Genomic DNA, 25,670 nt, shown 5'->3' with positions numbered 1-25,670 from the left:
CTCGGAAGTTTCCGAAGGTGTTTTTTTTGCGCAAAAAAACCCTGAATCATGAGATTCAGGGTAAACGCGTTACACGAGTTGTGCTTTATACGCTTCGTATTCTTCATCCGTCAACGAGACAAAATGTCCTGGCTCGACTTCACGGAGCGGCGGGATGCTTGAATCTTCATCCGAACGTCCGACGGCACCGAGTGACTTCGACTCATAGACGATCCGTTTACGTGTCCGCTCATGCTCTGGATCCGGAAGTGGGATCGCCGAGAGGAGTGACTTCGTATACGCGTGAATCGGGTTATCGTACAGGAGCTCAGCCGGGGCGAGCTCGACGAGGTGGCCTTGATACATGACACCGATGCGGTCTGAAATGTACTTGACCATCGACAAGTCGTGGGCGATGAACAAGTATGTGAGATCACGGTCTCGTTGCAACTCTTTCATCAAGTTGACGACCTGGGCTTGAATCGACACGTCAAGTGCCGAGATCGGCTCATCGGCGATGATGAAGTCCGGTTCGACTGCGAGGGCACGGGCAATTCCGATTCGCTGACGCTGTCCGCCCGAGAATTCGTGCGGGTAACGGCTCGCATGTTCTTTCGTGAGACCAACCGTCTCGAGAAGATCATAGACACGGTTCATCCGGTCTTCATTCGTTTTCGCGAGACCGTGGATATCGATCCCTTCAGCGATGATGTCAGCGACCGTCATCCGCGGGTTGAGCGACGCGTATGGGTCTTGGAAGATCATCTGCATCGCACGGTTAAACTTCAACTTCTCCGCTTTCGACTTCTTGTCGTGAACGTTTTCGCCTTTGAAAATAACGTCTCCGTCAGTCGCATCATATAATCCGATGATCGTGCGTCCAGTCGTCGATTTCCCACAACCAGACTCTCCGACGAGACCGAGCACTTCACCTTTATAAATATCAAACGAGATGCCGTCGACCGCTTTAACGACGCGGCCTCGACCAATTTTAAAGTGCTGCTTCAGGTCTCGTACTTCTAATAATTTTTCACGTTCCATTATTCAGCACCACCTTTCACTAGCGATTTCGCGAACGCGCTGTCTGGACGATATTTGAGCGCCAAGTCGATGATCGCTTGTGGCGGTGTCACTTGCGGTGCTTGCGGATGCAACAACCATGTCGCCGCGTAATGCGTGTCACTAATTTGGAACATCGGTGGCTCTTTCTCAAAATCAATCTTCATCGCGTACGGGTTACGCGGTGCGAACGCATCGCCTGTCGGCGGGTTCAACAAGTTAGGAGGCGTACCCGGGATGGCCGGGAGCGCTTCGTTCGGGTCGTCAGTCGGACGCGGCATCGATCCGAGCAAGCCCCAAGCGTATGGGTGACGTGGCTCGTAGAAAATCTCATCGACCGTTCCTTTTTCGACAATTTTACCGGCATACATGACGGCGACGCGGTCAGCCATGTTCGCGACGACGCCAAGGTCGTGCGTGATGAAGATGATGGCTGTACCTGTCTTTTGTTGAATATCTTTCAACAACTCTAAAATTTGGGCTTGAATCGTCACGTCGAGCGCTGTCGTCGGCTCATCGGCGATCAATACTTTCGGGTTACAAGCGAGCGCGATCGCGATAACGATCCGCTGACGCATTCCACCAGATAATTGGTGTGGGTACTGCTTGAGACGAGCCTCAGGGTTCGGGATACCGACGAGTGTGAGCAGTTCGAGCGCACGCTTTTTCGCATCTTCCCCTGTGAGCCCTTGGTGCTGTTTCAACCCTTCAGCGATTTGTTTAAAAATCGTCATCGTCGGGTTGAGCGACGTCATCGGATCTTGGAAGATCATCGCGATGTCGCGGCCGCGGATTTTAAGCATTTCTTTTTCCGAAAGTTTTGCCAAGTCTTTCCCTTCGAACAAGATCTCTCCGTTCGTGATCTCACCTGGCGGGTTCGGAATGAGACGCATGATCGCTTTCGATGTGACGGATTTACCAGAACCCGATTCACCAACGATTGCGAGCGTCTCGCCTTTTTTCAAATCGAACGATACGTTGCGAACGGCTTGTACCGTACCAGCGTACGTATGGAACGAGACCGCTAAGTCTCGGACAGATAAAATCGTTTCCATGCACGAGTCCCCCTCTTTCTAAATTATTTACGCATTTTCGGGTCGAACGCATCACGCAAGCCGTCGGCGAGCAAGTTGAAGCTGACCATGAGCAAGACGATGATCGTCGATGGGATGACGAGGAGGTACGGGAACGTCCGCAGCTCTTTGTATCCGTCATTGATCAACGTACCGAGTGACGCTTGTGGCGGTTGAAGTCCGATCCCGATGAAGCTGAGGAATGCCTCGAAGAAGATGGCAGATGGAATCGTGAACATGAGTGTGATGATGATGGCACCGAGTGTGTTCGGGATCAAGTGTTTGAAGATCAAACGGTTGCTTGAAGCGCCGAGCGTACGGGCAGCCAAAACGAACTCTTGGTTTTTCAGTTTCAAGATCTGACCGCGGACGAGTCGACTCATCCCGATCCAGCCGGTGATCGTCATCGCCAAGATGATGGTGAAGACCCCTGGATCAAAGATCAAGATGAACAAGATGATCAAAATCAAGTTTGGTACACCTGTCAAAATCTCAACGATCCGTTGCATGATGTTATCGACGCGGCCACCGAAGTAAGCCGAAATACCACCGTACGCCACACCAATCACTGTATCAATGATGGCGGCGACGAGACCGATGAAGAGCGAGATCCGTGTCCCTTCCCAAATCCGTGACCAAAGATCACGCCCGAGGTAGTCGGTACCGAACCAGTAGTTCTCTTCGACGTTCTTTTGTTCGTAAAAGTCGATGTCACGGCCACCGAGGTTGGCCATTCCGTCAAATCCGGCCCATTCAAGTCCTGTGACTTTTGGCGGAAGTTTCGCTTGCGAGATGTTTTGCGTATACGCGTCGCGTCCTGAAAGCATCGGTCCGAAGAGCGCGAGAGCGACGAGAATTAAAATAACCGATAGCGAGATGATGGCCGCCTTGTTTTTCTTTAAGCGCATCCATGCATCTTGCCAAAAGTTTAAACTTTTTCCTGCAATACGTTCAGCGAGCTGTTCGTTCATCTCGACAGGTTGGAACATGTCTTGGTCGAACTGCTCGTAATTCTTTTTATTTTCAATCATCAGTTATCCCCCCCAAGACGAATACGTGGGTCAACGACTCCGTAGAGCAAATCGACGAGTAGAATGATCAAGATGAACAGCGCCGAGAAGAACAAAGTCGTTCCCATGATGACCGAATAGTCATTCAACGTAATCGACGTAACGAACAATTCACCAAGCCCTGGCACGGCAAAAATTTTCTCGATAACGAACGTCCCTGTCAACAAGGCAGCTGTCATCGGTCCAAGAATTGTGATGGCCGGGATGATCGCGTTTCGAACCATGTGTTTCCATACGATCGCATTCCCTGTCAGCCCTTTCGCTTTAGCGAGGGTGACATAGTCTTGTCCGGTGACTTCTAACATCTCGGTCCGGACGAAACGGGCAATCGATGCCGTCACACCGAGTGACAACGAAATGGTCGGTAAGATGGTATGGGCCGGTGAGTCCCAGAAGGCGACTGGCAAGATGCCCCACTTTACGCCCACATAGTACTGAAGGAGGGCTGCAAAGACGAACGACGGGACGGAAATCCCGATAACAGATACGAACATTGAACCATAGTCAATGACCGTGTTGTGACGAATGGCCGCCACGATCCCGAGCAATAGTCCTACGAACGTACCGAGTATCAATGCTTGAGCACCTAACTGGGCCGATGGACCGATTCGCTCCAAAATTAATTCCGTCACTGGCCGGTTGGCCGTACGGAACGAGATGCCGAGGTCGCCTTGTAAAAGGTTCCCCATGTAAGTAGCATAACGAACCGGAAGCGGATCATTGAGTCCATAACGCTCGTTCAAGATTTGAATTTGAGTATCCGTCAATTTCTCCTGGTTTTGATACGGTGAACCTGGTAACAGATCCATCAGGAAAAATGTGAACGTCGCAATCAAGAAGAACGTGATGAGGCCGTAAGTCAGCCGCTGCAAAAGATAACGTCCCATAAATAAAAACCCCCTGTTTTTCTAAATATTTCTATGCTTGCACCAACAGCATCACTATGACATATTTCCCTGTTCTTGAATTCACAAAATGAAAGGAATTTTCTGAAAGAATAGGTCAAACGTCATCTCAAGGCTCTTAGTACAGCACATGAAAATCGCAAAGTACTCACTTTATAAAGTATTCTGAATTTTCACTGTTACTCCATTATACTTTACCAACAAAACATTTGAATAGTTTTTTCTCTTTTTTCTAATTTTTTTTTAGAAAACGGGGGACATGCTGTCGCATGCCCCCACGCTCTTTAGTTGATGTCGACGTATTTGTACTGGTAATCAGCACCGAATAGTTGACGGTTGAAGTTTTCGATGTTTGGACGAATCAAGTAAGCGACGCCAGCTTGATAGATCGGCATGATCGCTTGATCTTGTTCGATCAAGAGTTGTTCCGCTTCTTTGAACTTGTCGTAACGGGCATTGATTGACGTTTCAGCTGACGCTTCGTCGATGAGACGATCGTAGTCGGCCGAGCTGTAGTTGATGTCGTTTTGACCGTTGTTCGATGTGAAGATCCCAAGGTTTGTGAGCGGATCTTGATAGTCAGGACCCCAAAGGGCGAATGACATTTGATAATCCCCACTCGCTTCACGCGCGAGCTTGTTGTTGAACGGTTGCTGGGCGATGTTGACCGTCACGCCTGGCAAGTTTGACTCGATTTGGCCTTTCATGTACTCAGAGATTTGTTTCGATACTTCCGAGTCGAATGAAAGAAGTTCGATCGTGAGCGATTCGCCCCCAGTCGCTTCTTCCCAAAGCGTTGCCGCTTCGTCTGCGTTCGTCTCGAAGTATTGAAGACCTTCTGTGTAATCCGTACCATCTTCATATTTAATGAAGTCTTTCGGGATGAACGATGTTGTGGCAATCGAGCCGTTGTTCAAGAGCTGGTCGATGATCCCAGACGGGTCGACTGCGCGTGCGATCGCTTTACGAGCGTTCACGTCAGCGAACACTTCATCTTCGTGATTGAACTTGAAGTAACCGACGGCTGAACGGAGGCCCGTGTTGAAGTCTTCGCTGTCTTGGAAAGCAGCGACTTGTTCTGAGGCGAGACCGGCGTAGTCGACTTCACCAGCTTCGAACAAGTTGACGACTGTTGACGTCTCTTTGACGACACGAACATCGACTTTGTCGAGAGCGACGTTGGCGTTATCCCAATACGTGTCATTCTTTGCTAAGACGTAGCCTTGCTCACGATCCCATTGTGACCATGTGAACGGCCCGTTGTATAGAAGGTTGTCGACATTCGTCGCGAAGTCCGAACCTTTTTCAGTTGCGAACGCTTCGTTGATCGGTGTGAACGTACCGAACGATGTGAGTGAGAGGAACGATGGATCTGGACGCTCGAGTGTGACTTCGAGTGTCTTCTCATCGACCGCTTTCACACCGAGCTCTTCTTTAGGAAGATCGCCCGCGTTGATCGCGTCCGCGTTTTTAAGTGTGCTCATGATGTACGCGTACTGTGAACCTGTGTCCGGATCGACGGCGCGTTGCCATGCATACACGAAGTCGTTCGCTGTGACCGGCTCACCGTTTGACCATTCGGCGTCACGAAGTGTGAACGTGTAGACGGTCTCGTCCTCGTTCAATTCCGGCTCACCTTCTGCCATCGCTGGTACGGCTTGACCGTCTTTATCTAGGCGGTAAAGTCCCTCCATCGTGTTCGCAATCAAGTTGAATGCGACCGCGTCTGTGGCAAGTGCCGGGTCGGCTGTCGTAATATCAGACGTATCCGTCAAGCGGAGTACTTTTTCTCCGTTCGAAGACGAACCGCCGTCAGAGTCTCCGCCAGTCGAGCAAGCGGCGAGTACTGAACCGAGTGCTAAGATGAGCGTCATCATGAGCAAGATCGATTTTTTCTTCATAGTGATTTTCCCCTTTCTAACTATATGGCTTGGCGCATCGTCGGAACGTAACATCTTACTTTTTTCTTTAATTTTCTGAATATTTCATAAAGTATCCGACGAAAGAACGTTAGGGCTATTGTAAAAAATTTTTAATCAAACTGTCAACTAGTTGATAAACCGCTCTCATTTTTCAAACTTCTAACTCGCCAGACCGATAGAACTACTAGTATCATAGAGCCATGAAGGATAGGGACTGATTTTGGTCATCCAGTTGAAAGGAGTTTGACACATTGAAAAATTTTAGAGCGATATTAATCGTTTTAAGTATTGTCACAATTACATACACGATTTGGTCGTATGTATCGTACTATCGTCCAGAGACATTTTTGTTCCATGTGAGCGGCGGCTTGTTCGTCGGCGGGATGATCGTCTTCGCGATCGGCATGTTTTCAGAGATGGGCGCCTCGGGTCTGTTCGACGGGATCATGTATGGCTTCAAACGAAATCGCCGGGCCAAATTGAAAGAGATCGATCCGGACTATGAAGAAGACGAAGAAGCGACACCTGAGGAGCGGGCGGTTCGGAAACAGGCGGCACGGCGTTGGATTGTTGTCGGCATCGTGAGCATCCTCGTCTCGTATGCTTTGTCGTTCGTTTGACCTTCCCGTTTTTTTGTCCATATGCTAAACTGAATACATCATCTAGGAAAAACATCGTGAAGAAGACAAGTAGGTTAAACCCCCTTCCCCCAGAGAGTCTGCGTTGCTGTGAGCAGATGGAAGTGGTTTAAGCGAATGGACTTTGGAATGGCTCGCCTGAACTTGTAGTACGGCGAGACGGTTCACGCCCGTTAACGCGTTCAAGTGGCATGGAATCATGCAAATTTGGGTGGCACCGCGGTTATTCGTCCCGATTATTCGGGCGGAAGACCGCGGTTTTTTATATTCTTTGGAGGTGCAATCATGGCAAAAATCTTTTCAGGCATTAAACCGACCGGCGTTGTCACGCTTGGCAACTACTTAGGGGCGATGAAACAGTTCGTCGATCTTCAAGACAAACATGACGCCTTTTACTGCGTCGTCGATCTTCACTCCATCACCGTCCCGCTCGACCGTATCGAATTGATGGACAACACGCGGAAACTGGCGGCACTCTATCTCGCTTGCGGACTCGACCCGGAGAAAGCGACGATTTTCGTCCAATCGGAAGTGAAGGCGCACGCCCAGCTCGGTTGGATGTTGACGTGCATTTCCGGAATGGGAGAACTCGGGCGGATGACACAATATAAAGACAAGTCGCAAGGTGGCGATAACGTCGGTGCCGGTCTCTTCATCTACCCGACGCTCATGGCAGCGGACATCCTTCTTTATGGAACGGAGCTCGTCCCGGTCGGTGATGACCAAAAGCAACACGTCGAATTGACGCGCGATTTGGCGGAACGGTTCAATAAACGCTACTACGAGACGTTCACGATTCCGGAGCCGCTTATTCAAAAAGAAGGCGCCCGCATCATGAGCTTGACGAATCCGGTGAAAAAGATGTCAAAGTCTGATGCGAACGCGAAAGGATACATCTCGATGCTCGACGAACCGAACGTCATCCGTAAAAAAATCAAGAGTGCCGTCACCGACTCGAGCGGTGTCATCAGTTTTGACCGGGAGAACAAACCGGGCATCTCGAACTTGCTCGAGATTTACTCGCTCGCAACAGACACGCCGATCGATGAACTCGTCGAAAAGTATAAAGACTCGAACTACGGCACGTTCAAACAAGACGTCGCCGAAGCGGTCGTGTCGTTGCTCGAACCGATTCAAGCCCGCTATCATGAGCTCGTCGATTCAGCCGAACTCGACGCCATCTTGGATGCCGGCCGTGAGAAAGCCGAAGCCGTCGCCAACAAGAACCTCGCGAAAATCGAGAAAGCGATGGGGCTCAGCCGTAAGCGCGCCAAAGTGAAATAAAGTTAAACCGCCGCACCGCTCATTTCGAGCGGTGTTTTTTTACGCACAAAAAAGAGAGACAGGCGTCCCTGTCTCTCTCGGTGAAGTGTAATCTTATTCTTTACCTTCGATGAATGCCCACTTGTACGAGTAGTCAGCGCCGAACGCATGTTCAACGATGTCTTTCACGTATGGCTTCGTGAGGCGAGCCGATCCACGTTGGTAAACTGGCGAGATTGCGCTCTCTTCAAGAACGATTTTCTCTGCTGCAGCAAGGTCAGCCCAACGCTGTTCAGCATCTGTGCTTGTTTTCGCAGATTCGATGAGTGCATCGAACTCTTCGTTCGACCACTTACCACGGTTGTATGGTCCGTCAGTGACGAAGAGGTCAACGAACGTCATTGGATCCTGGTAGTCAGGGCCCCAGCCAGCGAACGACATTTCGAATTCGCCTTTGCTTTCAAGGTCAAGTTTGTTGTTGAACGGCTGTTGCTTGATTGTGACAGTCATACCTTCGAGGTTCTTCTCGAGCTCACCTTTGATGAACTCACCGATTTGCTTCGCAGTCTCTGAGTCATAGTTCAAGAACTCAAGTTCAACTGTGTCTGTACCGAGCTCTTCAAGACCAGCTTCCCAAAGTTGCTTCGCTTCTTCTGGGTCGTAGCCACCGATGTCTCCATTGATGTCACGGAAGTCGTTGCCGTCAGGACCTGTTACGAAGTCTTTCGGTACGAGGTAGTTCGCAGGAATCGATCCGTTCGCGAGGAGCGTCTCTGAGATTGCTGCTTTATCGTATGCGCGATCGATCGCGTTACGGATGTTTTGGTTGTCAAGCGCTTCTACAGCTGAGTTGAATTGGAGGTAGAAGAGTGTAGGTTCTACGACAGTAGAGAAGTCTTCGCTGTCTTGGAACTGGGCAACGAGCTCAGAAGTCAAGCCAGTGCGGTCCACGTCACCGTTTTCGTACAAGTTGACGCCCGTTTGGACTTCTTTTACGACGCGGAAGTTGATCTCGTCAAGTTTGACTGCTTCTGCATCCCAATACTCTTCGTTTTTAACCATTTTCCAGCCTTGTTCGCGCTCCCAGCTTTCGAGTTTGAACGGTCCGTTGTAAAGAGTTGTCTCTGCAGACGTACCGAGGTTCTCGCCTTGCTCTTGGTCGAACGACTCAAGTTTAGGCATAAATACGCCGAAGCTTGTGAGACCAAGGAAGTAATCAGCCGGAGCTGTCAATTTAACTTCAAGTGTTTGCTCATCGACAGCTGTGACACCAACAGCGTCACGCTCGCCTTCGCCTAAGTTGTAAGCTTCAGCGCCTTCGATGACTGACATAACGTAAGCATATTGTGACCCGTTGTCTGGGTTGAGTACTTCTTTCCAACCGTATTCGAAGTCGTTAGCCGTTACAGGCTCTCCGTTAGACCAAGTAGCGCCTTCACGGATTTTGAACGTGTACGTCAAACCATCTTCAGAAATGTCGACGTCTTCAGCCATACCTGGTGTTGGGTTGTCTTCTTCGTCCATGCGATAAAGACCTTCCATAACGTTGTTCAATACGTTGAACGATACTGAGTCAGTAGCGAGCGTCGGGTTAAGTGAAGGAATATCTGAACCTTCGAGCAAGTTGAGGACTTGCGCTTCATCCGGCGTACCTTCTGAACCAGATCCGTTTGAACCTGTTTCGTTGTTTGTTGTGTCTTCCCCACCCGAGCAAGCTGCTAGAAACGCACTCGAGATGAGCGTTACTGACGTTGCTAAAGCAAAACCTTTTTTCTTATTCATTGCGATGACCCCCTGATTTTTTCGGTTTAACAGAATGAACGATGGTAGAAAATTCAGTCATTTTCCACTTTACAAAATTTGCTACCACAATCCCGTTGAAGCAATAATACAATATTCTGATAATTTTGCAAAGTATTTATTTTGATTTTTCTAAAAAATTTTTACCATAGTCGAAAAGCCCGCCTAAATAGACGGGCTTTTTACTCATTTTTTATAAACTTCCGAAAAATGTAGGACGTACGAAGGACCGATGACTGGAAAACCGATTTCCGCATATTTTCCATCGACGGCGTACGTTCTTCCAGCTTGATAGATTGGAATAACGACAGCTTGTTCGAGCAAGTGCTGTTCGGCTTGTCGATACTTCGTATCGCGTGCTTCTAACCCTTCTGTCGCCCGGGCGTCCGCCATCAATTGATCGTACGTCTCGTCAGCATAACCACTCGAATTTAAATAATTATCCGTCTCGAACTGAGTCAAGTAAGCGCTGAGAGCGGGATAATCCGGCTGCCACCCAGAGAGCGACAGCGCATAGTCCCCTGCGACTTCTTTCCTAACTTTTTCTCCGAGCGGAAGTTCGACGATGTTGACTTTGAGTCCGTCGAGTTGCTCAAAGTCTTGCTTGATCGACTGGGCAATTTGTCTTGCTTCATCATCGACGAAACTAAGAAGCTCGATTTCGATTGTTTCTTGTTGCAACCGTTCTTTCACCGCTTCGAACGTCTCGGCCGCGTCCCCTTCGAGGGTGGCGTTCGTTTCCGTCTCATCGATGACGAGCAAACGCTCCGTCGGCCGCTCGGCCCGCGCGAGTTTCGAGGCAATCGCGTCCCGGTCGAGCACAAGAGCTAGGCTCTTCCTGAACTCGACATCATCAAACGGATACTCGTCAACGTTCGGTTTTAAATAGAAAACACCGCTCCGCGGGACGTTGACGATTTCTCCTTCGAACGACTCGAAGACGGCTTCTTCGGTTCCGTATGGGATCGGATGGATACCGGTCGACTCTTGCCCGAGTGCCGCATCGGCCCATACGATGATTTTTTCGAGCGTGATATCATCCGCAGCATGATAGCGTTCATTTTTCACGAGTGTCAATTGCGCGGCGTCGATTGACTGAATGTGGAAAGGTCCGTTCCCATCAAGCTCCTGCCATTCGCCAATCGCCGTTTGAGGCAAGAAAGCCGGCATGGCGAGAATTTCCTCGAATCCTTCCATCGGCCGTTCGAGCGTCACTTCAAGTGTCGATGGATCGAGTGCCCGCACACCGAGCGTCTCCGGTTCTTCTGTCCCGAGGCTAATCGCCTTTCCGTTCACGACATCTTCTAAGAAGAAACTGAACGGAGAATTCGTGTCATCGTCGGCAAGCATACGGAACCGCTCGACGAACGTCTCGGCCGTCACCGCCTCTCCGTTGAATGACTCGCTGTCTTTTAACGTGAACGTGTATGTCGTCCCGTCATCTGAGCGTTCCATGTCTTCCACGAGTCCCGGTTCGACCGTCCCGTCTTTCCCGAAGCGGTACAATCCTTCATATAAGTGCGATAAAATCGTCTGTGAACTCGGGTCGATGGCGAGCAGCGTGTTCGGTTGCTCCGGTAGCGTCTCTCCGTGAATCGTAATGATTTGTTCTGCTGGTGATGCCAGTTCTCGCGCCGTGTCTCGTTGTCCATACCAAAGGATGAAAAAAAGGATAAGGACTGAACCTAACAAGGCGGCACCGATGAAATATCGTTTCATCTCGCATTCTCCTCTCTGTTAGACCAACCCTTATACCCTACCCGTTTTTGGCATCTTTTTCTACTATTAGTCTGTCACTTTCGCGAAGGCGAGCGTCGCGTTATGGCCCCCGAAGCCAAGTGAGTTGCTCAGTGCATACTGGATATCAAGTTCCCGGTTTCCTTCTCGAACGTAGTCGAGGTCACAATCCGCCGCTGGTGACGCACAGTGGATCGTCGGATGGATTTTCCCTTCATGAATCGAAAGCGCCGTGATGACGGCCTCGACGCCGCCTGCCGCGCCGAGCAGATGTCCGATCATCGATTTTGACGAGTTGACGGCGAGTTTGTCGGCATGTTCCCCGAACACGTTCCGAATCGCTTTCGTCTCGAGCATGTCGTTGAGCGGTGTGCTCGTTCCGTGGGCGTTGATGTATTGGACGTCCTCCGGGCGAATCCCTGCGTCCCGTAACGCCTCGCTCATCGCTTTCGAGCCACCTTCCGCTTCTGGTGATGGTGCCGTGATATGGTACGCGTCCGAGCTCATCCCGTAGCCGACGACTTCAGCATAAATCTTCGCACCACGCGCTTTCGCATGCTCGTATTCCTCGAGAACGAGCACACCCGCGCCTTCTCCCATGATGAAGCCGTCACGGTTCTCATCGAACGGGCGGCACGCCGTCTCCGGGTCTGGATTCGTCGATAGCGCTTTGTTCGCACAGAATCCCGCGAACGAGAGTGGCGTGATCGGTGCCTCGGCACCGCCTGCGAACATGGCGAGCGCGTCACCACGTTGAATGACACGGAACGCTTCCCCGATCGAGTTCGTCCCGGAAGCACAAGCCGTCACCGAGCAGTTGCTCGGTCCTTTCGCCCCGAGATAGATCGATACTTGACCGCTCGCCATGTTCGGAATCATCATCGGGATGAAGAACGGGCTGATGCGGCGCGGTCCACGCTCGTGAAGGACGGTCGACTGTTTGTCGATCGTCTCGACACCGCCGATGCCGCTCCCGATCCACGTCCCGACTTGATTCGGGATGGCCGATACGTCGAGGCCGCTATCTTTATGGGCAGCGTCCGCTGCTAAAATCGAATATTGGATGAACGAGTCCATCTTGCGGATTTCTTTCGGCTCTACCAAATGGCTGATATCCCACGATTTGACTTCAGCCCCGACTTTGGCCGGATACTGGTCGATATCGATCTTTGTCAACGTGTCGACGGCGTTTTCCCCGTTCAATAACCGTGCCCACATTTCCGTGACATCATTGCTTAGCGGTGATACGACACCTAACCCTGTGATTACTACTCGTTTCATGAACTAATCTCCTCCGTGATGTTAGCGTTATTCCATGTGATACAGCTCGCTCCCCAAGTGAGCCCGGCTCCGAAGCCGGCGATGACGACCGTCTGTCCGGCCGCGATTTTCCCGCTCTCCACCGCTGAGGCGAGCGCGAGAGGAATCGAAGCGGCCGACGTGTTCGCATGGTCTTGAATCGTGACGACGACTTTTTCTTCAGCTAGTCCTAACCGTTCGATCGCCGCGTCGATGATGCGTCGGTTCGCCTGGTGCGGCACGAGCACATCCATGTCGGCAATCGTCTTCCCCGCCTGCTCGAGTGCTTCGACGACGATGTCCGGCATTTTCCGGACGGCGAACTTGAACACTTCACGTCCGTTCATGACGATTTTACCTTCGTCGTTCTCGTATAAATGCTTGCCGCCCATACCGTCACTGCCGAGTACGATCGAGTCGATTGAAGCGACGTCGTCTTCCCCTAACACGACGGCCCCGGCCCCGTCCCCGAACAAGACGGCGGTCGAGCGGTCGTCCCAATCAATCAAGTTGCCCATCTTCTCCGCCCCGATGACGAGTGTGCGTTTGAAGCCTTTTGATGCCATCAAGCTCTTCGCCGTGTCCATCGCGAAGATGAAGCCGCTACATGCCGCACTGACGTCGAAAGCGACGGCGCGCTTGGCACCAAGGTTCGCTTGGACGAGACAGGCGGTCGCCGGGAATGACGGTGCCGTCGCGGTCGCACAGACGATGGCGTCGATGGCGTCAATCGACACGCCCGCACTCTTGAGCGCGCGTTCGGCGGCCCGTGTCGCCATATCGGCGACGGTCACGTCCGCATCGGCCAAATGTCTCGCTTCAATCCCCGTCCGGGTCCGAATCCATTCGTCGCTCGTATCCATTCGTTGTTCCAAATCGATGTTCGTGACCCGGTTAGCCGGAAGGAACGAACCGATGCCAATGATTCCAATGTTCATAATAATGACCCCTATTCTTAGTATCTGGTACTAATATAAGACAATGAAAAAGGGATGTCAACGCATCCCTCTCATTTATTCACCTTGACCGAGCCGTTTCGTGACCGCCATGACCATTTTCGCCGAGTTGATGGACGCCGTCTCTAAAAACTCGTCAAATGATAAGTTCGCCTCTTCATCGGCACTATCAGAGATTGAACGCGTCACGACGAACGGGACACCGAACTGATAGCACGTTTGGGCGATCGGAGCCGCCTCCATCTCAACGGCGGCGACGCCTTCGAAATGGCCGAGGATGTCCGCGACACGTTTTGAGTCGTTGATGAACGAGTCGCCGGTCACAATCAGTCCCGTGTGGACGTTCACATCAGGCAAGTTCTCGATCACTTCTTTACAGACGTCCATGAGACGTCCGTCTGCCGGATAAGCGGCCGGCATGCCCGGAACTTGTCCGTACTCATAGCCGAACGCCGTCACATCGACATCGTGATGACGAACTTCCGTCGAGACGACGACGTCGCCGACTTTCATCCCTTTTTTGAAGCCGCCGGCCGAACCAGTGTTGATGACGGCGTCAGGCTTGAACTTATCGATCAAGAGCGTCGTCCCGATCGCCGCATTCACTTTGCCGATGCCCGACTTCAAGATGACGACCTCGACGTTCCCGAGGTACCCTTCATAAAAGTGGTAGTTCGCAATCTCCGTGTCGGTCCGTTCTGTCAATTCATTGCGAAGCAAGTTCACTTCTTCTTCCATCGCCCCGATAATTCCGATTTTCATCCTGTTACCTCCTCAGAAAGAGAGCGACCTCCAAATGGATGTCGCTCGCTTGTCCTTACTTGATTTCTTTAATTTCGACGACCATGTCGCCGCCTGGTGTTTGCACGTTCACGACGTCTCCGACCGTACGGCCAAGTAGCGCTTTCGCGATTGGTGACTCGTTCGAGATTTTCCCTGTGAACGGGTCAGCCTCGGCGCCACCGACAATCGTGTACGTCTCATTTTCGTTATCCGCTTGGATGAAGAACGTCACGGTCTTCCCGATCGCGACCATCGAGTTGTCCGCCACGTCATCTTGGATGATGACGGCGTTACGGAGCATCTCTTCTAGTTGGGCGATGCGGCCTTCGACCATTGCTTGTTCTTCTTTTGCTGCGTCGTACTCAGCGTTCTCCGACAAATCGCCGAAGTCACGAGCGATTTTAATATTTTCAACGACTTCTTTACGGCGCACCGTCTTCAGTTCGTTCAATTCATTTTCGATCTTCGCTTTTCCGTCTAACGTCATGTAGTGTTGTTTTTCAGCCATTTCTGTCACTCCTTCATTGTCTCCTAGTATATTACAGCTAGGGATAAATTGAAAACGATTTATTTAGTAAGTGCGGTTACGTTCCGTGAGCACCCAACGGATTTTCGTCACGAGCAGGTCAATGGCGACAAAGTTCTCGCCACCTTCTGGGACGATGATGTCGGCGTAACGCTTCGTCGGCTCACAAAATTGTAGATGCATCGGTCGGACGACGTTCGTATACTGCGCGACGACCGAATCGATCGAGCGACCGCGTTCATTTAAGTCACGCTGCATCCGACGTAAGATCCGGACATCCGCATCCGTGTCGACGAACACTTTAATATCCATCAAATCACGAAGACGATCGTCCTCGAGCGCTAAAATTCCTTCGACGATGACGACGTCGACCGGCTCGATCAAAATCGTTTGATCCGAGCGTGTATGGGCCGCGTAATCATAGACCGGTTTTTCAATCGCTTGATGTGCCTGCAACTGCTTGATATGTTCGATCAACAAGTCGTTGTCGAAGGCGAACGGATGGTCATAGTTCGTCTTATACCGTTCCTCCATCGTCATCTCCGATTGATCTTTATAATACGCGTCTTGCTCGATCATGACGACCGATTGTCCTTTGAACGCATCCACGAGCGCGCGGGCCACGGTCGTCTTACCTGATCCGGTCCCTCCGGCCACGCCGATAATGACGGGTTTATGTTGCATCAAAGTTGAATCCTCCTCATCGTAATTTACGACTGATTGCTAGGCCATCACCAAGGGGCAAAATTGCAGTATGATAATCGGTCCGTGCCATCAATTGCTCTGTGAATTCTTTTACGAGACGGACGAGCCGACGACGGCGGCGGTCAAGTACTGACACGTCTTCGAGCAACACGTCTCCTCGTAAAAATAAATTATCGCTGTAAATCGTACCACCAATTGGTACTAAAGCGCCATACCCATCAAAAAATTTTTGATACTGCCCTTTCGCCGCATCGATGAACACCGCATCAAACGGTCCTTCAATCGATCCGATCAATTCGACCGCATCTCCGTGGATGACGGTGATTCGATCTTTCACGTCGGAACGACCGATGAACGACAGCGCCTCTTCGTGACGGCGCACGTTCCGTTCGATCGTGACGATTTCCGCCTCTGGCAACAGTTCCGCCATCCGAATCGCTGAATAGCCGATTGCCGTTCCGACTTCAAGGATCCGGGCCGGACGTTGCATCGCGAGGAGTGACAACAACACTTCCGACCCGGTCAAGTCCATGATCGGCACGTGATGAACGCGGGCGAACTCCTCCATCTCCGCTAAGAGCGGTGAGCGAGGGGTGACCAAATTCTCCACATAACCTTCATAGGATGAATGTTCCACTTGTTGACACCTCTTACTCTCTATTCATTCAAACGACCGGAAGCGAGAGCTTCCGGTCGATTCCGTCAATTGTTGTTGGCCGCTTCGAACGCTTCCCATTCCGGTCGGTACTGGTTGACGTTTTGTTGATGCGCCTCATACGTCACTTCAAACAACACTTCTCCGTTCGGGAACCCTTCACGTGGAGGACGCGCGTAGAAATAAACGTTCTCCGTGTCGTTCGGGTTGAGCGTCGCGGTGAACGCATCTCGGCTGACCGAGGCGATCGGGCCGATCGGAATGCCCGCATACTTGTACGTGTTGTAGAGCGAGTCGTTCTGTAAGTCATTGAACGATGTGAAAATCGAAGTCTCCCCCGTTCCGTACCAGACGGTCGGATCAGATTGTAGCCTCATACCGTCAGCGAGACGGTTTTCGAACACACCGGCGATCTCTTGACGGTCCTCCGTCGAGACCGCTTCTTTCTCGACGACCGAGGCGAGGGCGAGCGTCTCATGGAACGTGCGTCCCGCCGCTTCGAGTGTCGCCTTATTCTCGAAGTAAAGTTGTTCTGTCGGCTTGAGCATCTCGTCGATGATTTGTGTGAGTGTGACGCCTTTGTCAAACTCATACGTCGCCGGGAACAAATACCCTTCGAGCGGATGGTAAATCCCTTCCGCTAGCACTTCGTCGGTCAACATCTCATGTTTAGCCACGAGCGAACGGATATACTCCTCATCGCTCAGCTGAGCTGAAATCTCTTCCTCTGGGAGCTCTGCGACATTCGCAAGCCGTTTGATGACTTGGTCAATCGTGAACCCTTCAGGAATGACGAGCTTGATGTCCGGTACGACGATCACTTTACCCGTTTTCAGTGTGGCAATCAACTCGTCAAGTGACTGTGACGGAGACAACGTATACGTCCCCGCTTGGAACGATGATTCATTTTTAAACCGTGTATAAAGACGGAAAATCGCGCTATTCCTCACGAGCCCATTCTCTTCGAGTAGGTCGCCAATGTAACCTGAGCCGGCACCAAGCGGCACCTCGACTTCGACCGTTTCGGTCGAAGCCGGGTCCACTGGCTCAAGTGACCGCTTCACGAAAGCGTACGATACGGCGGCACCGGTGGCGATGACAAGAAGAAAGACAGCAAGGATGATGACCGTGATTCGACGAACGATCCGGCTTCGTGCACGCTTCTCATCTGGCATCGATGGATAGTTCATGCATGTGTCTCCCCTGTTCTTCTTTTATGAAGATGGGCGACGAGGGTTTCCCCTAGTCGCCCCTCCACGTATTAGTCTAAACCGACTTCGTCGTTGACGATGTCGAACGCTTCCATGACTTCCTCGAAGTCGTCATCGTCTTCGACGAGCTTCAAGATGAATTCGCCATCTTCAAGTTCTTCGATTTCGAATGCGTATACTTCGATTGTGTCTTCATCTTCTGTTTCCGGGTTACCGACCGGCTCGAGGACGACGAACGTCTTTTTCGAGCGGTCGCTCGTCATACGGAAAATTTCTGCAAATAAATGCTCGTCTCCATTTTCATCTGGAATACGGTACATTTCTTCTTCACGACGGATTTCTGCCATGAGTAATTCCTCCTTATTTCCCGGAACGATCCAGGTAGTTTTGTAAAATCATGACGGCTGCCATCTTATCGATGACGGCCTTTCTCTTTTTACGGCTGACGTCTGCTGAGATGAGCATCCGTTCCGCTTGCATCGTCGTCAGGCGCTCATCGACGAGAATCGTCGGTAAGCCCGTCGCCTCGGTGAGCGCGGCTGCGAACGCCTCTGACGCCTCACCGCGTGGCCCGATCGTCCCGTTCATGTTCTTCGGGAGACCGACGACGACTTCTTTCACTTCGTACTGCTCGATAATCGGACGGAGCAGACGGACGGCTTCGTCAAAGTCCGGTTCGGTCCAGTAGACCGTCTCCACCCCTTGCGCCGTCCATCCCATGAGGTCGCTCACGGCGACCCCAATCGTCTTCGACCCGACATCGAGCCCCATGACTCGCTTCATATTAGTCCTCTCTACGATCGTTCAAATACGATTTGACCAACTCTTCGAGCAGTTCATCTCGTTCGATTTTGCGAATCAAGTTTCGCGCATCGTTATGACGCGGGATATAGGCAGGGTCACCTGACAACAAATATCCGACGATTTGATTGATCGGTTGGTAGCCTTTCTCCTCGAGTGCTTTGTACACCGTGATCAGTGTCTCTCGAGTGTTGGCGCGATTATCATCTTCTGGAAAATTGAATTGCATCGTGCGATCCATTTGGCTCACAAGAATCCACCTCTTTCCGTTTGCACTTCACATTCTATTATGCCAGTGATTCGACGTAATGTGAAGCAAACTTCAATGCTTCGTCCAGTTTTGTAGCATCACGGCCCCCGGCTTGCGCCATGTCTGGACGGCCGCCACCGCCTCCGCCGCAACGAGTCGCGACTTCTTTGATGAGTTTTCCGGCGTGGAAGCCACGATCGTTCAAGTCTTTCGTCACACCGGCGACGAGGTTGACTTTGTCACCGTTCGCCGAACCGAGGATAATGACCGCTGAGCCAAGTTTTCCTTTCAGTTCATCGACCATGCCGCGAAGCGCGTCCATATCTTGGCCGTCGACACGTTTGGCGATCAATGGGACGCCTTGAATCGTCTCGATCGCATCCGTGAGGGACGCCGCTTCGATGTTGGCGAGTTTCGCTTTGAGCGATTCGCTCGCACGCTCGAGTTCTTTCATTTCAGCTTGAAGCGCTTGGACACGAGTCGGCACTTCGAGCGGTTTTGTCTTGAGCAGTTTCGCTGCTGACTCAAGCGTCTCGATATGCTGGTTCATCACTTCGTAAGCCCCAGCTCCCGTGACCGCCTCGATCCGACGTGTGCCGGCTCCGATACCTGACTCCGACAAGATTTTGAAGAGACCGATTTCGGCCGTGTTACCGACGTGGCAACCACCGCAAAGCTCGACCGAGTCACCGGCCGCGACGACGCGGACGACATCCCCGTACTTCTCACCGAAGAGCGCCATCGCACCTTTCGCTTTCGCGTCGGCGATGTTCATCTCTTCGATGTCGACGCCGATCGACGCCCAGATGCGTTCGTTCACTTGGCGCTCGATTGACTGGAGCTCTTCTGCCGTCACTTGACCGAAATGCGAGAAGTCGAAACGAAGACGGTCTGGCGTGACGAGTGAACCGGCCTGGTTGACGTGCTCACCGAGCGTGTCTTTCAAGGCACGATGCAACAAGTGCGTCGCCGTGTGGTTTTTAATGATCGCTTGACGCGCATCGAAGTCGACCGTTGCCGTCACGGCAACTTCCGCCTTGGCAACACCTGACGTGACCGTGACCGTGTGCAAGTTCTGCCCGTTCGGTGCTTTTGACACGTCTTTGACATGAAGGACGAAGTCCGACCCGACGATTTGTCCTTTATCGCCGATCTGACCGCCGCTCTCCGCGTAGAATGGCGTTTGGTCAAGGATGACTTGCGCTTCTTCTCCGGCTCCGACGACGTCGACGAGCTCGCCGTCGTGAATCAAGCTGATGATTTTCGCATCCGTCTCAAGGTTCGTGTATCCCGTGAACGTCGACGGAAGCGTGATGTCCGCAAGGACGCCCGACTGGATTTGCATCGATTCGACGTCGGCACGCGCCGTGCGGGCACGTTCACGCTGCGCGTTCATCGCTTGTTTGAACCCGTCCTCGTCGACCGAAAGTTTGTGGTCTTCGGCGTATTCGATCGTCAATTCGAGCGGGAACCCGTACGTATCGTAGAGACGGAACGCGTCTTCCCCGCTGATAACGTTCGACCCGGCCGCTTTTTGCGCTTTCGCAACTTCGTTCAAGATGGCAAGACCGTCATGAAGCGTCTCGTGGAAACGCTCTTCTTCGTTCTTGACGACTTTCTTGATGAAGTCTTTCTTCTCGCGCACTTCCGGGTAGAAGTCGACCATAATATCGCCGACGACGTCGACGAGCTCGTACATGAACGGACGCTCGATCCCAAGCATCTTCGCGTAACGAACGGCACGTCGAAGGAGACGACGGAGGACGTAGCCACGGCCTTCGTTCGATGGGAGCGCCCCATCACCGATTGCGAACGATACGGTCCGGATATGGTCGGCGATGACTTTGAACGCCACGTCTTTACTGTTGTCAGCGCGATACGTCTCGCCGCTGATTTTTTCCGTCTCACGGATGATTGGCATGAATAGGTCCGTATCGAAGTTCGTCGGCACGTCTTGCATGACGCTCGCCATCCGCTCGAGACCCATCCCTGTATCAATGTTTTTCCGCGGGAGCTCGGTATAGTTGCCGTGCCCGTCATGGTTGAATTGGCTGAAGACGATGTTCCAAATCTCGAGGTAACGTTCGTTCTCACCACCCGGATAAAGTTCCGGGTCGGTCGGGTCGTCCCCAAACGACGGGCCACGGTCGAAGAAGATCTCCGTGTTCGGGCCAGAAGGGCCTTCCCCGATTTCCCAGAAGTTTTCTTCAAGCGGGATGATGCGGTCAGCCGGTACACCGAGCTCGAGCCAAATTTGCTTCGCTTCTTCGTCTTCCGGGTGGATCGTCACGGACAAGCGGTCCGGGTCGAGTCCGTACCACTCGTCGCTCGTGAGGAGTTCCCAGCCCCATTTGATCGCGTCTTCACGGAAGTATTCCCCGACCGAGAAGTTCCCGAGCATCTCGAAGAACGTATGGTGACGCGCCGTCTTCCCGACGTTCTCGATGTCGTTCGTCCGAATCGATTTTTGCGCGTTGACGATGCGCGGGTTCGCCGGAATGACGCGACCATCGAAGTATTTTTTAAGTGTCGCGACACCTGAGTTGATCCAAAGAAGCGTCGGGTCCTCGACCGGGACGAGTGAGGCACTCGGTTCGACGCTATGTCCTTTTGATTTGAAGAAATCTAAATACATTTGGCGAATCTGTGCGCCAGTTAATGGTTTGAGCGGTTTCATCAACAATTCCTCCTTCAGTTTAAACGAAACGAAAAAAAGCGATGTCCATCCCTATGGAAAGGGACGAAAGCATCGCTTCGTGGTACCACCCTCGTTCGCACGGCAAAGCCGTGCCTCGAACATCCGATAACGCGGATGAGGCGCCCAGGGTGAGTGGGGACTCCAGACTAGCTTCGGTCGGCCGACCCCCATCTTCTCGCAGCCTAGGAAGATGTCTCTGATGAGGCGGTGACGACGTACTCGGTTCTTTCATCGTCTTTAATCGTTTCAGTTTTCTATTCGTCATTATTACACGTGTTCATATGTTCGTCAAGACTTGCCGCCGAGCCGTTCAACGAGTTTCGTCCGGCGTACCGGTTCTTCCTCACGCGTCGCCGCCTCGAGCGCCCGGACGTCACCGAACAAGAGCAAACTCTTCTTCGCACGCGTGACGGCCGTGTAAATCAAGTTGCGGGACGAACGGAACCCGCCGTTGAAGAAGACGGGCATGAGCACGATCGGGAACTCGGACCCTTGCGACTTATGGATCGTGATCGCATAGGCGTGTGTGAACTGGTCCCATTCGCTCCGGTTGTACTCGACCTCGATTTGGTCGAAACGGATGTAAATCTTGTCGACTTTGTCGACGTTCTCTTTCGCATAGAAGATGTTCGTGATCTCCCCGATATCCCCGTTATAGACGTTCTCCTCGGCGTTGTTGACGAGTTGGAGCACTTTGTCCCCGTTCCGGTACGTCCGGTTGCCGTGCTTCACTTCACGGGCGGCCGACTTTGGATTGAACACGTTTTGAAGCGCCTCGTTCAATCCGTCGATGCCGCAGACACCGCGGTACGTCGGTGCGAGAATTTGGATGTCAAACGGCGAATACCCTTTTCGGAGTGCGGCCCCGGCCATCTGACAAATGGCTTGGAGCGCCGTTTCTTGGTTCGCCGTATAGAAGCGTCGATCCGGTAGCGCCGCGAGCAAATCATCCGGCATTTGTTTTGCGTTCAGCGAGTGTGCGAGACGCAAGATGCTCGACTCGGACGCCTGCCGATGGACGACATCGAGACGGACGACCGGAATCCCATCGGTCGCCATCAAGTCGGCGAGCACTTGGCCAGGGCCGACCGAAGGCAATTGGTCCCGGTCCCCGACGAAGAGAATTTTCATCCCGTTCGGAACGGCGCGGAGCAGACTGCGGAACAAGAAGATGTCGATCATCGACGCCTCGTCGACGATGAGTACTTTCCCGACGAGCGGGTTCGTGTCGTCGACTTGGAACGAACTGCCGTCAAATTTGAGCAATCGGTGAATCGTCGACGCCGGGAGCCCGGTCGAATCACTCAACCGTTTCGCGGCCCGCCCGGTCGGTGCGGCGAGGACGAACGGGAACGGCTGGTTCGGCACCGGTTCAAGTTTCCAATCGAAGACGTCACTGAGCGCATGGATGATCCCGCGGACGACGGTCGTCTTACCCGTACCTGGTCCGCCGGTGAGCACCATGAGCGGTGACTTCAATGCGAGCTCGATCGCCTCGCGTTGCTGAGTCGCATACTCGATCGAGAACATCTCCTCGACGCGGCCGACGGCGTCAAAGATCGTCGCCATGTCGACGTCTTCTGTCGTCGACGTCGACATGATGCGGGCGAGTTCTTCCGCCGCCTTTCGTTCGGCCCGATAAACGCGCGGATGATAGACGACGCCGTCCTCGATGATGATCCGTTCGTCTTGCGCGAGCGTCTCGAGCGCGGACACGAGCGCATCGCCCGGGTCACCGCCGATGATACGCGGCATGTCGTTCGCAAGTTGGTCCGACGTGACGAACAAGTGTCCGTTCCCTTGCTCGAGCTCGAGGACGTACAAGACGGCGGCGGCGATCCGCTCCGGGTGGATGCCTTGAATACCGAAATGCGCCGCGATGGCGTCGGCCGTCTTGAAGCCGATCCCCTGCACATCGTACATGAGCGCATAAGGGTTCTTCTCAATCGTCTCCATCGCCCGGCCCTCATATTCTTTATGAATCTTCGAGGCGAGCCGTGGCGTCACGTCGAACGGGGCCAAGAACAACAGTAATTGGTCGACGCCATACAAGACGTTCAACCGTTCCGTGATGACACGGGCTTGTTTCTCTTTCAATCCGTCGACGTTTGAGAGAACGCTCGGATGTTTGACGATTTGGTCGATGCAATCGTCACCGAGCGTGTCGGCGATCTTTTGCGCCGTCTTTTGCCCGATGCCCGGGAACGAACCGTTCGTCAAGAAGCGGACGGCCGCTCGTTTCGTCATCGGGACGACGCGGCGAATCCAATCCGCCTTCATCTGTTTCCCGAACCGTGGATGATCGACGAGACGGCCGTGCGCCTTATACGTCTCGCCTTTCTCGATACCGACACCGACACCGGCGATGACCATCTCGGTCTCGTCGGTCTCAAAGTTTTTTTCTTTTATACGTACAAGCGCGATCGTGTGCGCTTCTTCTTCCGATTGAAACAGGACGCGGATGACTTTTCCTGTCAACTCGTAAGGTGCTGCCATCATGTGAGCCACCCCCAGCTAGTTTTCCATCCCCCATTATAGCCCGATTCGGAAGAGGAGAACAAATGGCCTAACCGAACAAGTTGAGGATGCGCTCGAGTTGGTCGAGGTTGACCCGTTCAAAGATGCGAATCAATTGATCGATGTCGACCCGATTCAACAGCCGCTCGAGCTGGTCGATGTCGACTGTATTGAACAAGCGCTCGAGTTGGGCCACGTCGACTTGTTCCAGCAACCGTTCGAACCGTTCTAGTTCGCCTGTATTGACGTAGCCTTGTAAACGTTCGAGCAGCTCGGTCCGCTCGACCCGGAACAGCTTCTCGAGCGAGGGACGTTGAATGAACAGGACGAGGCCGCTCGCCGCGACGTGAACGCCCCAGTTCAGGATGACGTGCCCGAGACGCAACGCTTGGCCGATGAACGGGATGAGCGGAATGAACGAGACTTGCAAGACGAGAAGTCCGAGTTGGATGTACGGGTGCGGGACGACCCAGGCGATCATGGCAAGCACGAGCGGGACAATCCAGCCGATGCCGACGACGCCAAGCGATTGGCGGAACGACCGACTCGTCGAAAGCAACCAATGCATAAGAAGTCCGATGACGAAAAACGTCGCAAACAAGATGAGCAACGTCGTCGTCGCCCGTTCCGATTCGATGATGACGCGATAAAAGACGTTATTCGTCCATTCCCCTTCCGCCAATCGGTTGTCAATCGCAGTGAACATCCGACCGAGCATGAACCATTCGACGATAAAAAATAAGATGACGCTGACTAGACTGATGATTCGCATAATGTCTCTCCTCCCTATTATCCCTTATGCATTTCCCGAACACTCGGACGGCTACGCACGTTTTTCAGCGAATCAAACGGGGAACTGTTCGAGTGAACCTATGAAGGAGGAATGACGCATGACGAAACGAATCCCGGTAACCGGACTATGTGAGCTCGTACTAGAAGTGACCGACATGGCCGAAGCCGTAGACTTTTGGCATGGAAAGCTCGGTCTCCCGATCGTCGAACAATGGGTCGGTGACGACGCCGAACCGAGCAAAGCGCAAGAACAGGCGAATGAGCCTTGGGCAACGTGGCTGTACGTTGGCGGCAACACCCGTCTCGGACTTTGGCTGAAACGAAACTTCACAGAAAAAGAAGACGCAAACCGGAACGAAGATGTGACCGAATGGGACACGCTTTATGATGAGGGCGGCGCGCACGTCCACTGCGCTTTTTATGTGCCGATGGACTCATTTGACCAAGCGCTCGATGTATTGACATCGTCCGACATCCCGACGAAATTGCGGACGTGGGATGAAGATGAGACCGTCAACGGCAAAGAGCGTTCCGTCTATTTTAAAGATCCGAGCAAAAACATCATCGAGCTGTATACGAAAAACATGGACGAGGCGTATGGCGAGTTCGCCGGTGAGCCGGTGAAAATCACGACGAAGCAGTTATAACTTCGGTAGATGCCGAGCAAGCCGCATGATAAGATGAGAAAAAATGGCAAAGGATGTGGCCGATGCGCTTCTTCTCTCCCGTCATCATGACTTGTCTCGCCCTACTCAGTTACGTGCTCTTCTTCATGATTGAAGCGTTTCCTACGCTCGACCGTCCGACTTCTTTTGCTGCGTTGGCTTTCGTCTCGTTTGGCGTGACCTTTTTCATCTTGATGGATGGTGTCCGCCGGGCCAAATCAGGGAAACGTGTTCTGTGGACCTATTTTGTGCTCGCCTGCACGCTTGCTTTGATGACGCTGAACTTGATCGTCTGGTTCGCCGGAGAACTCGTCTCCTGATCGCAAGACGAAAACAAAGCGCCCCCCGCAATTGCGAGGAGCGCTT

General features: G+C 52.5%; 24 protein-coding genes and 1 other annotated feature. Of the genes, 4 read left to right on the top strand and 20 right to left on the bottom strand.

Annotation, left to right across the window (positions count from 1 at the left end):
• Positions 1-69: 69 nt before the first annotated feature.
• From L971_RS01890 to L971_RS01870, 5 genes are all read right to left on the bottom strand, one after another.
• The gene (locus tag L971_RS01890) at positions 70-1,020 is read right to left on the bottom strand and encodes an ABC transporter ATP-binding protein (protein WP_024369932.1); all 951 of its coding nucleotides are present in this window, start codon (positions 1,018-1,020) and stop codon (positions 70-72) included.
• Entirely contained in the window at positions 1,020-2,093 is a 1,074-nt protein-coding gene (locus tag L971_RS01885) for an ABC transporter ATP-binding protein (protein ID WP_024369931.1), read from the bottom strand. Before L971_RS01885 ends, L971_RS01890 begins: the two co-directional genes overlap by 1 nt.
• 23 nt (positions 2,094-2,116) lie before the next feature.
• Positions 2,117-3,142, bottom strand: coding sequence for an oligopeptide ABC transporter permease (opp3C, locus tag L971_RS01880; protein WP_024369930.1), 1,026 nt, complete (start codon positions 3,140-3,142; stop codon positions 2,117-2,119).
• A complete protein-coding gene (gene opp3b, locus L971_RS01875; RefSeq protein ID WP_024369929.1) occupies positions 3,142-4,068 on the bottom strand; it encodes an oligopeptide ABC transporter permease in 927 nt (308 codons plus the stop codon). Before opp3b ends, opp3C begins: the two co-directional genes overlap by 1 nt.
• A gap of 302 nt (positions 4,069-4,370) precedes the next feature.
• Entirely contained in the window at positions 4,371-5,987 is a 1,617-nt protein-coding gene (locus L971_RS01870) for a peptide ABC transporter substrate-binding protein (RefSeq protein ID WP_047374041.1), read from the bottom strand.
• A 272-nt stretch (positions 5,988-6,259) separates the two neighbouring features.
• On the opposite strand from L971_RS01870, the gene L971_RS01865 reads away from it, so the two are divergent.
• Together L971_RS01865 and trpS are read left to right on the top strand one after the other, a co-directional pair.
• Positions 6,260-6,628 carry a DUF3899 domain-containing protein gene (locus L971_RS01865; RefSeq protein ID WP_024369927.1) on the top strand — a complete coding sequence of 123 codons (369 nt, stop codon included), beginning with the start codon at positions 6,260-6,262 and terminating at the stop codon, positions 6,626-6,628.
• 47 nt (positions 6,629-6,675) lie between these two features.
• Positions 6,676-6,884: a binding site (T-box leader), on the top strand.
• A 47-nt stretch (positions 6,885-6,931) separates the two neighbouring features.
• Positions 6,932-7,930, top strand: a complete 999-nt coding sequence (trpS, locus tag L971_RS01860) for a tryptophan--tRNA ligase (RefSeq protein WP_047374039.1) — start codon at positions 6,932-6,934, stop codon at positions 7,928-7,930.
• 93 nt (positions 7,931-8,023) lie between these two features.
• Here the strand turns inward: trpS and L971_RS01855 are convergent, their stop codons facing one another.
• The 15 genes from L971_RS01855 to L971_RS01785 all read right to left on the bottom strand — a co-directional run bounded on the left by L971_RS01855 (position 8,024) and on the right by L971_RS01785 (position 24,619).
• A complete protein-coding gene (locus tag L971_RS01855) occupies positions 8,024-9,691 on the bottom strand; it encodes a peptide ABC transporter substrate-binding protein (RefSeq protein ID WP_047374037.1) in 1,668 nt (555 codons plus the stop codon).
• 204 nt (positions 9,692-9,895) lie between these two features.
• Positions 9,896-11,428 (bottom strand): peptide ABC transporter substrate-binding protein, encoded by a 1,533-nt coding sequence (locus tag L971_RS01850; RefSeq protein WP_047374034.1) that lies wholly within the window; start codon positions 11,426-11,428, stop codon positions 9,896-9,898.
• A 66-nt stretch (positions 11,429-11,494) separates the two neighbouring features.
• Positions 11,495-12,727, bottom strand: a complete 1,233-nt coding sequence (fabF, locus tag L971_RS01845; protein WP_024369923.1) for a beta-ketoacyl-ACP synthase II — start codon at positions 12,725-12,727, stop codon at positions 11,495-11,497.
• Complete coding sequence (locus tag L971_RS01840) at positions 12,724-13,683, bottom strand: beta-ketoacyl-ACP synthase III (protein WP_024369922.1); 960 nt, start codon at positions 13,681-13,683, stop codon at positions 12,724-12,726. The genes fabF and L971_RS01840 overlap by 4 nt, the downstream gene beginning before the upstream one ends.
• 75 nt (positions 13,684-13,758) lie before the next feature.
• Entirely contained in the window at positions 13,759-14,463 is a 705-nt protein-coding gene (gene mtnN / locus L971_RS01835; protein WP_024369921.1) for a 5'-methylthioadenosine/S-adenosylhomocysteine nucleosidase, read from the bottom strand.
• Between the two features lie 55 nt (positions 14,464-14,518).
• Entirely contained in the window at positions 14,519-14,992 is a 474-nt protein-coding gene (gene greA, locus L971_RS01830) for a transcription elongation factor GreA (protein WP_024369920.1), read from the bottom strand.
• A 63-nt stretch (positions 14,993-15,055) separates the two neighbouring features.
• Positions 15,056-15,694 (bottom strand): uridine kinase, encoded by a 639-nt coding sequence (udk, locus tag L971_RS01825; RefSeq protein WP_024369919.1) that lies wholly within the window; start codon positions 15,692-15,694, stop codon positions 15,056-15,058.
• A 16-nt stretch (positions 15,695-15,710) separates the two neighbouring features.
• Positions 15,711-16,352 carry an O-methyltransferase gene (locus L971_RS01820; protein WP_024369918.1) on the bottom strand — a complete coding sequence of 214 codons (642 nt, stop codon included), beginning with the start codon at positions 16,350-16,352 and terminating at the stop codon, positions 15,711-15,713.
• Positions 16,353-16,417: 65 nt separating this feature from the next.
• The gene (gene mltG, locus L971_RS01815; RefSeq protein ID WP_024369917.1) at positions 16,418-17,560 is read right to left on the bottom strand and encodes an endolytic transglycosylase MltG; all 1,143 of its coding nucleotides are present in this window, start codon (positions 17,558-17,560) and stop codon (positions 16,418-16,420) included.
• A gap of 71 nt (positions 17,561-17,631) precedes the next feature.
• Positions 17,632-17,928, bottom strand: a complete 297-nt coding sequence (locus tag L971_RS01810) for a DUF1292 domain-containing protein (RefSeq protein WP_024369916.1) — start codon at positions 17,926-17,928, stop codon at positions 17,632-17,634.
• A 13-nt stretch (positions 17,929-17,941) separates the two neighbouring features.
• A complete protein-coding gene (ruvX, locus tag L971_RS01805) occupies positions 17,942-18,364 on the bottom strand; it encodes a Holliday junction resolvase RuvX (protein WP_024369915.1) in 423 nt (140 codons plus the stop codon).
• Between the two features lies 1 nt (position 18,365).
• Positions 18,366-18,632, bottom strand: a complete 267-nt coding sequence (locus tag L971_RS01800; protein WP_024369914.1) for an IreB family regulatory phosphoprotein — start codon at positions 18,630-18,632, stop codon at positions 18,366-18,368.
• A gap of 37 nt (positions 18,633-18,669) precedes the next feature.
• Complete coding sequence (gene alaS, locus L971_RS01795; protein ID WP_024369913.1) at positions 18,670-21,309, bottom strand: alanine--tRNA ligase; 2,640 nt, start codon at positions 21,307-21,309, stop codon at positions 18,670-18,672.
• Between the two features lie 309 nt (positions 21,310-21,618).
• Positions 21,619-23,829, bottom strand: coding sequence for an ATP-dependent RecD-like DNA helicase (locus L971_RS01790; protein ID WP_197053152.1), 2,211 nt, complete (start codon positions 23,827-23,829; stop codon positions 21,619-21,621).
• 67 nt (positions 23,830-23,896) lie between these two features.
• Positions 23,897-24,619: a membrane protein gene (locus L971_RS01785; RefSeq protein WP_047374031.1), complete on the bottom strand. Its 723-nt coding sequence runs from the start codon at positions 24,617-24,619 to the stop codon at positions 23,897-23,899.
• Between the two features lie 118 nt (positions 24,620-24,737).
• Between L971_RS01785 and L971_RS01780 the strand changes: the two genes are divergently transcribed.
• Together L971_RS01780 and L971_RS01775 are read left to right on the top strand one after the other, a co-directional pair.
• Positions 24,738-25,286, top strand: coding sequence for a VOC family protein (locus tag L971_RS01780; RefSeq protein ID WP_024369910.1), 549 nt, complete (start codon positions 24,738-24,740; stop codon positions 25,284-25,286).
• Between the two features lie 62 nt (positions 25,287-25,348).
• Positions 25,349-25,624 carry a hypothetical protein gene (locus L971_RS01775; RefSeq protein WP_047374029.1) on the top strand — a complete coding sequence of 92 codons (276 nt, stop codon included), beginning with the start codon at positions 25,349-25,351 and terminating at the stop codon, positions 25,622-25,624.
• The last annotated feature ends 46 nt before the right edge of the window (positions 25,625-25,670 follow it).

The organism is Exiguobacterium sp. ZOR0005, from assembly GCF_000798975.1.
Classification (GTDB): domain Bacteria; phylum Bacillota; class Bacilli; order Exiguobacteriales; family Exiguobacteriaceae; genus Exiguobacterium; species Exiguobacterium aurantiacum.
This window is presented reverse-complemented; position numbering and strand designations above follow the sequence as displayed.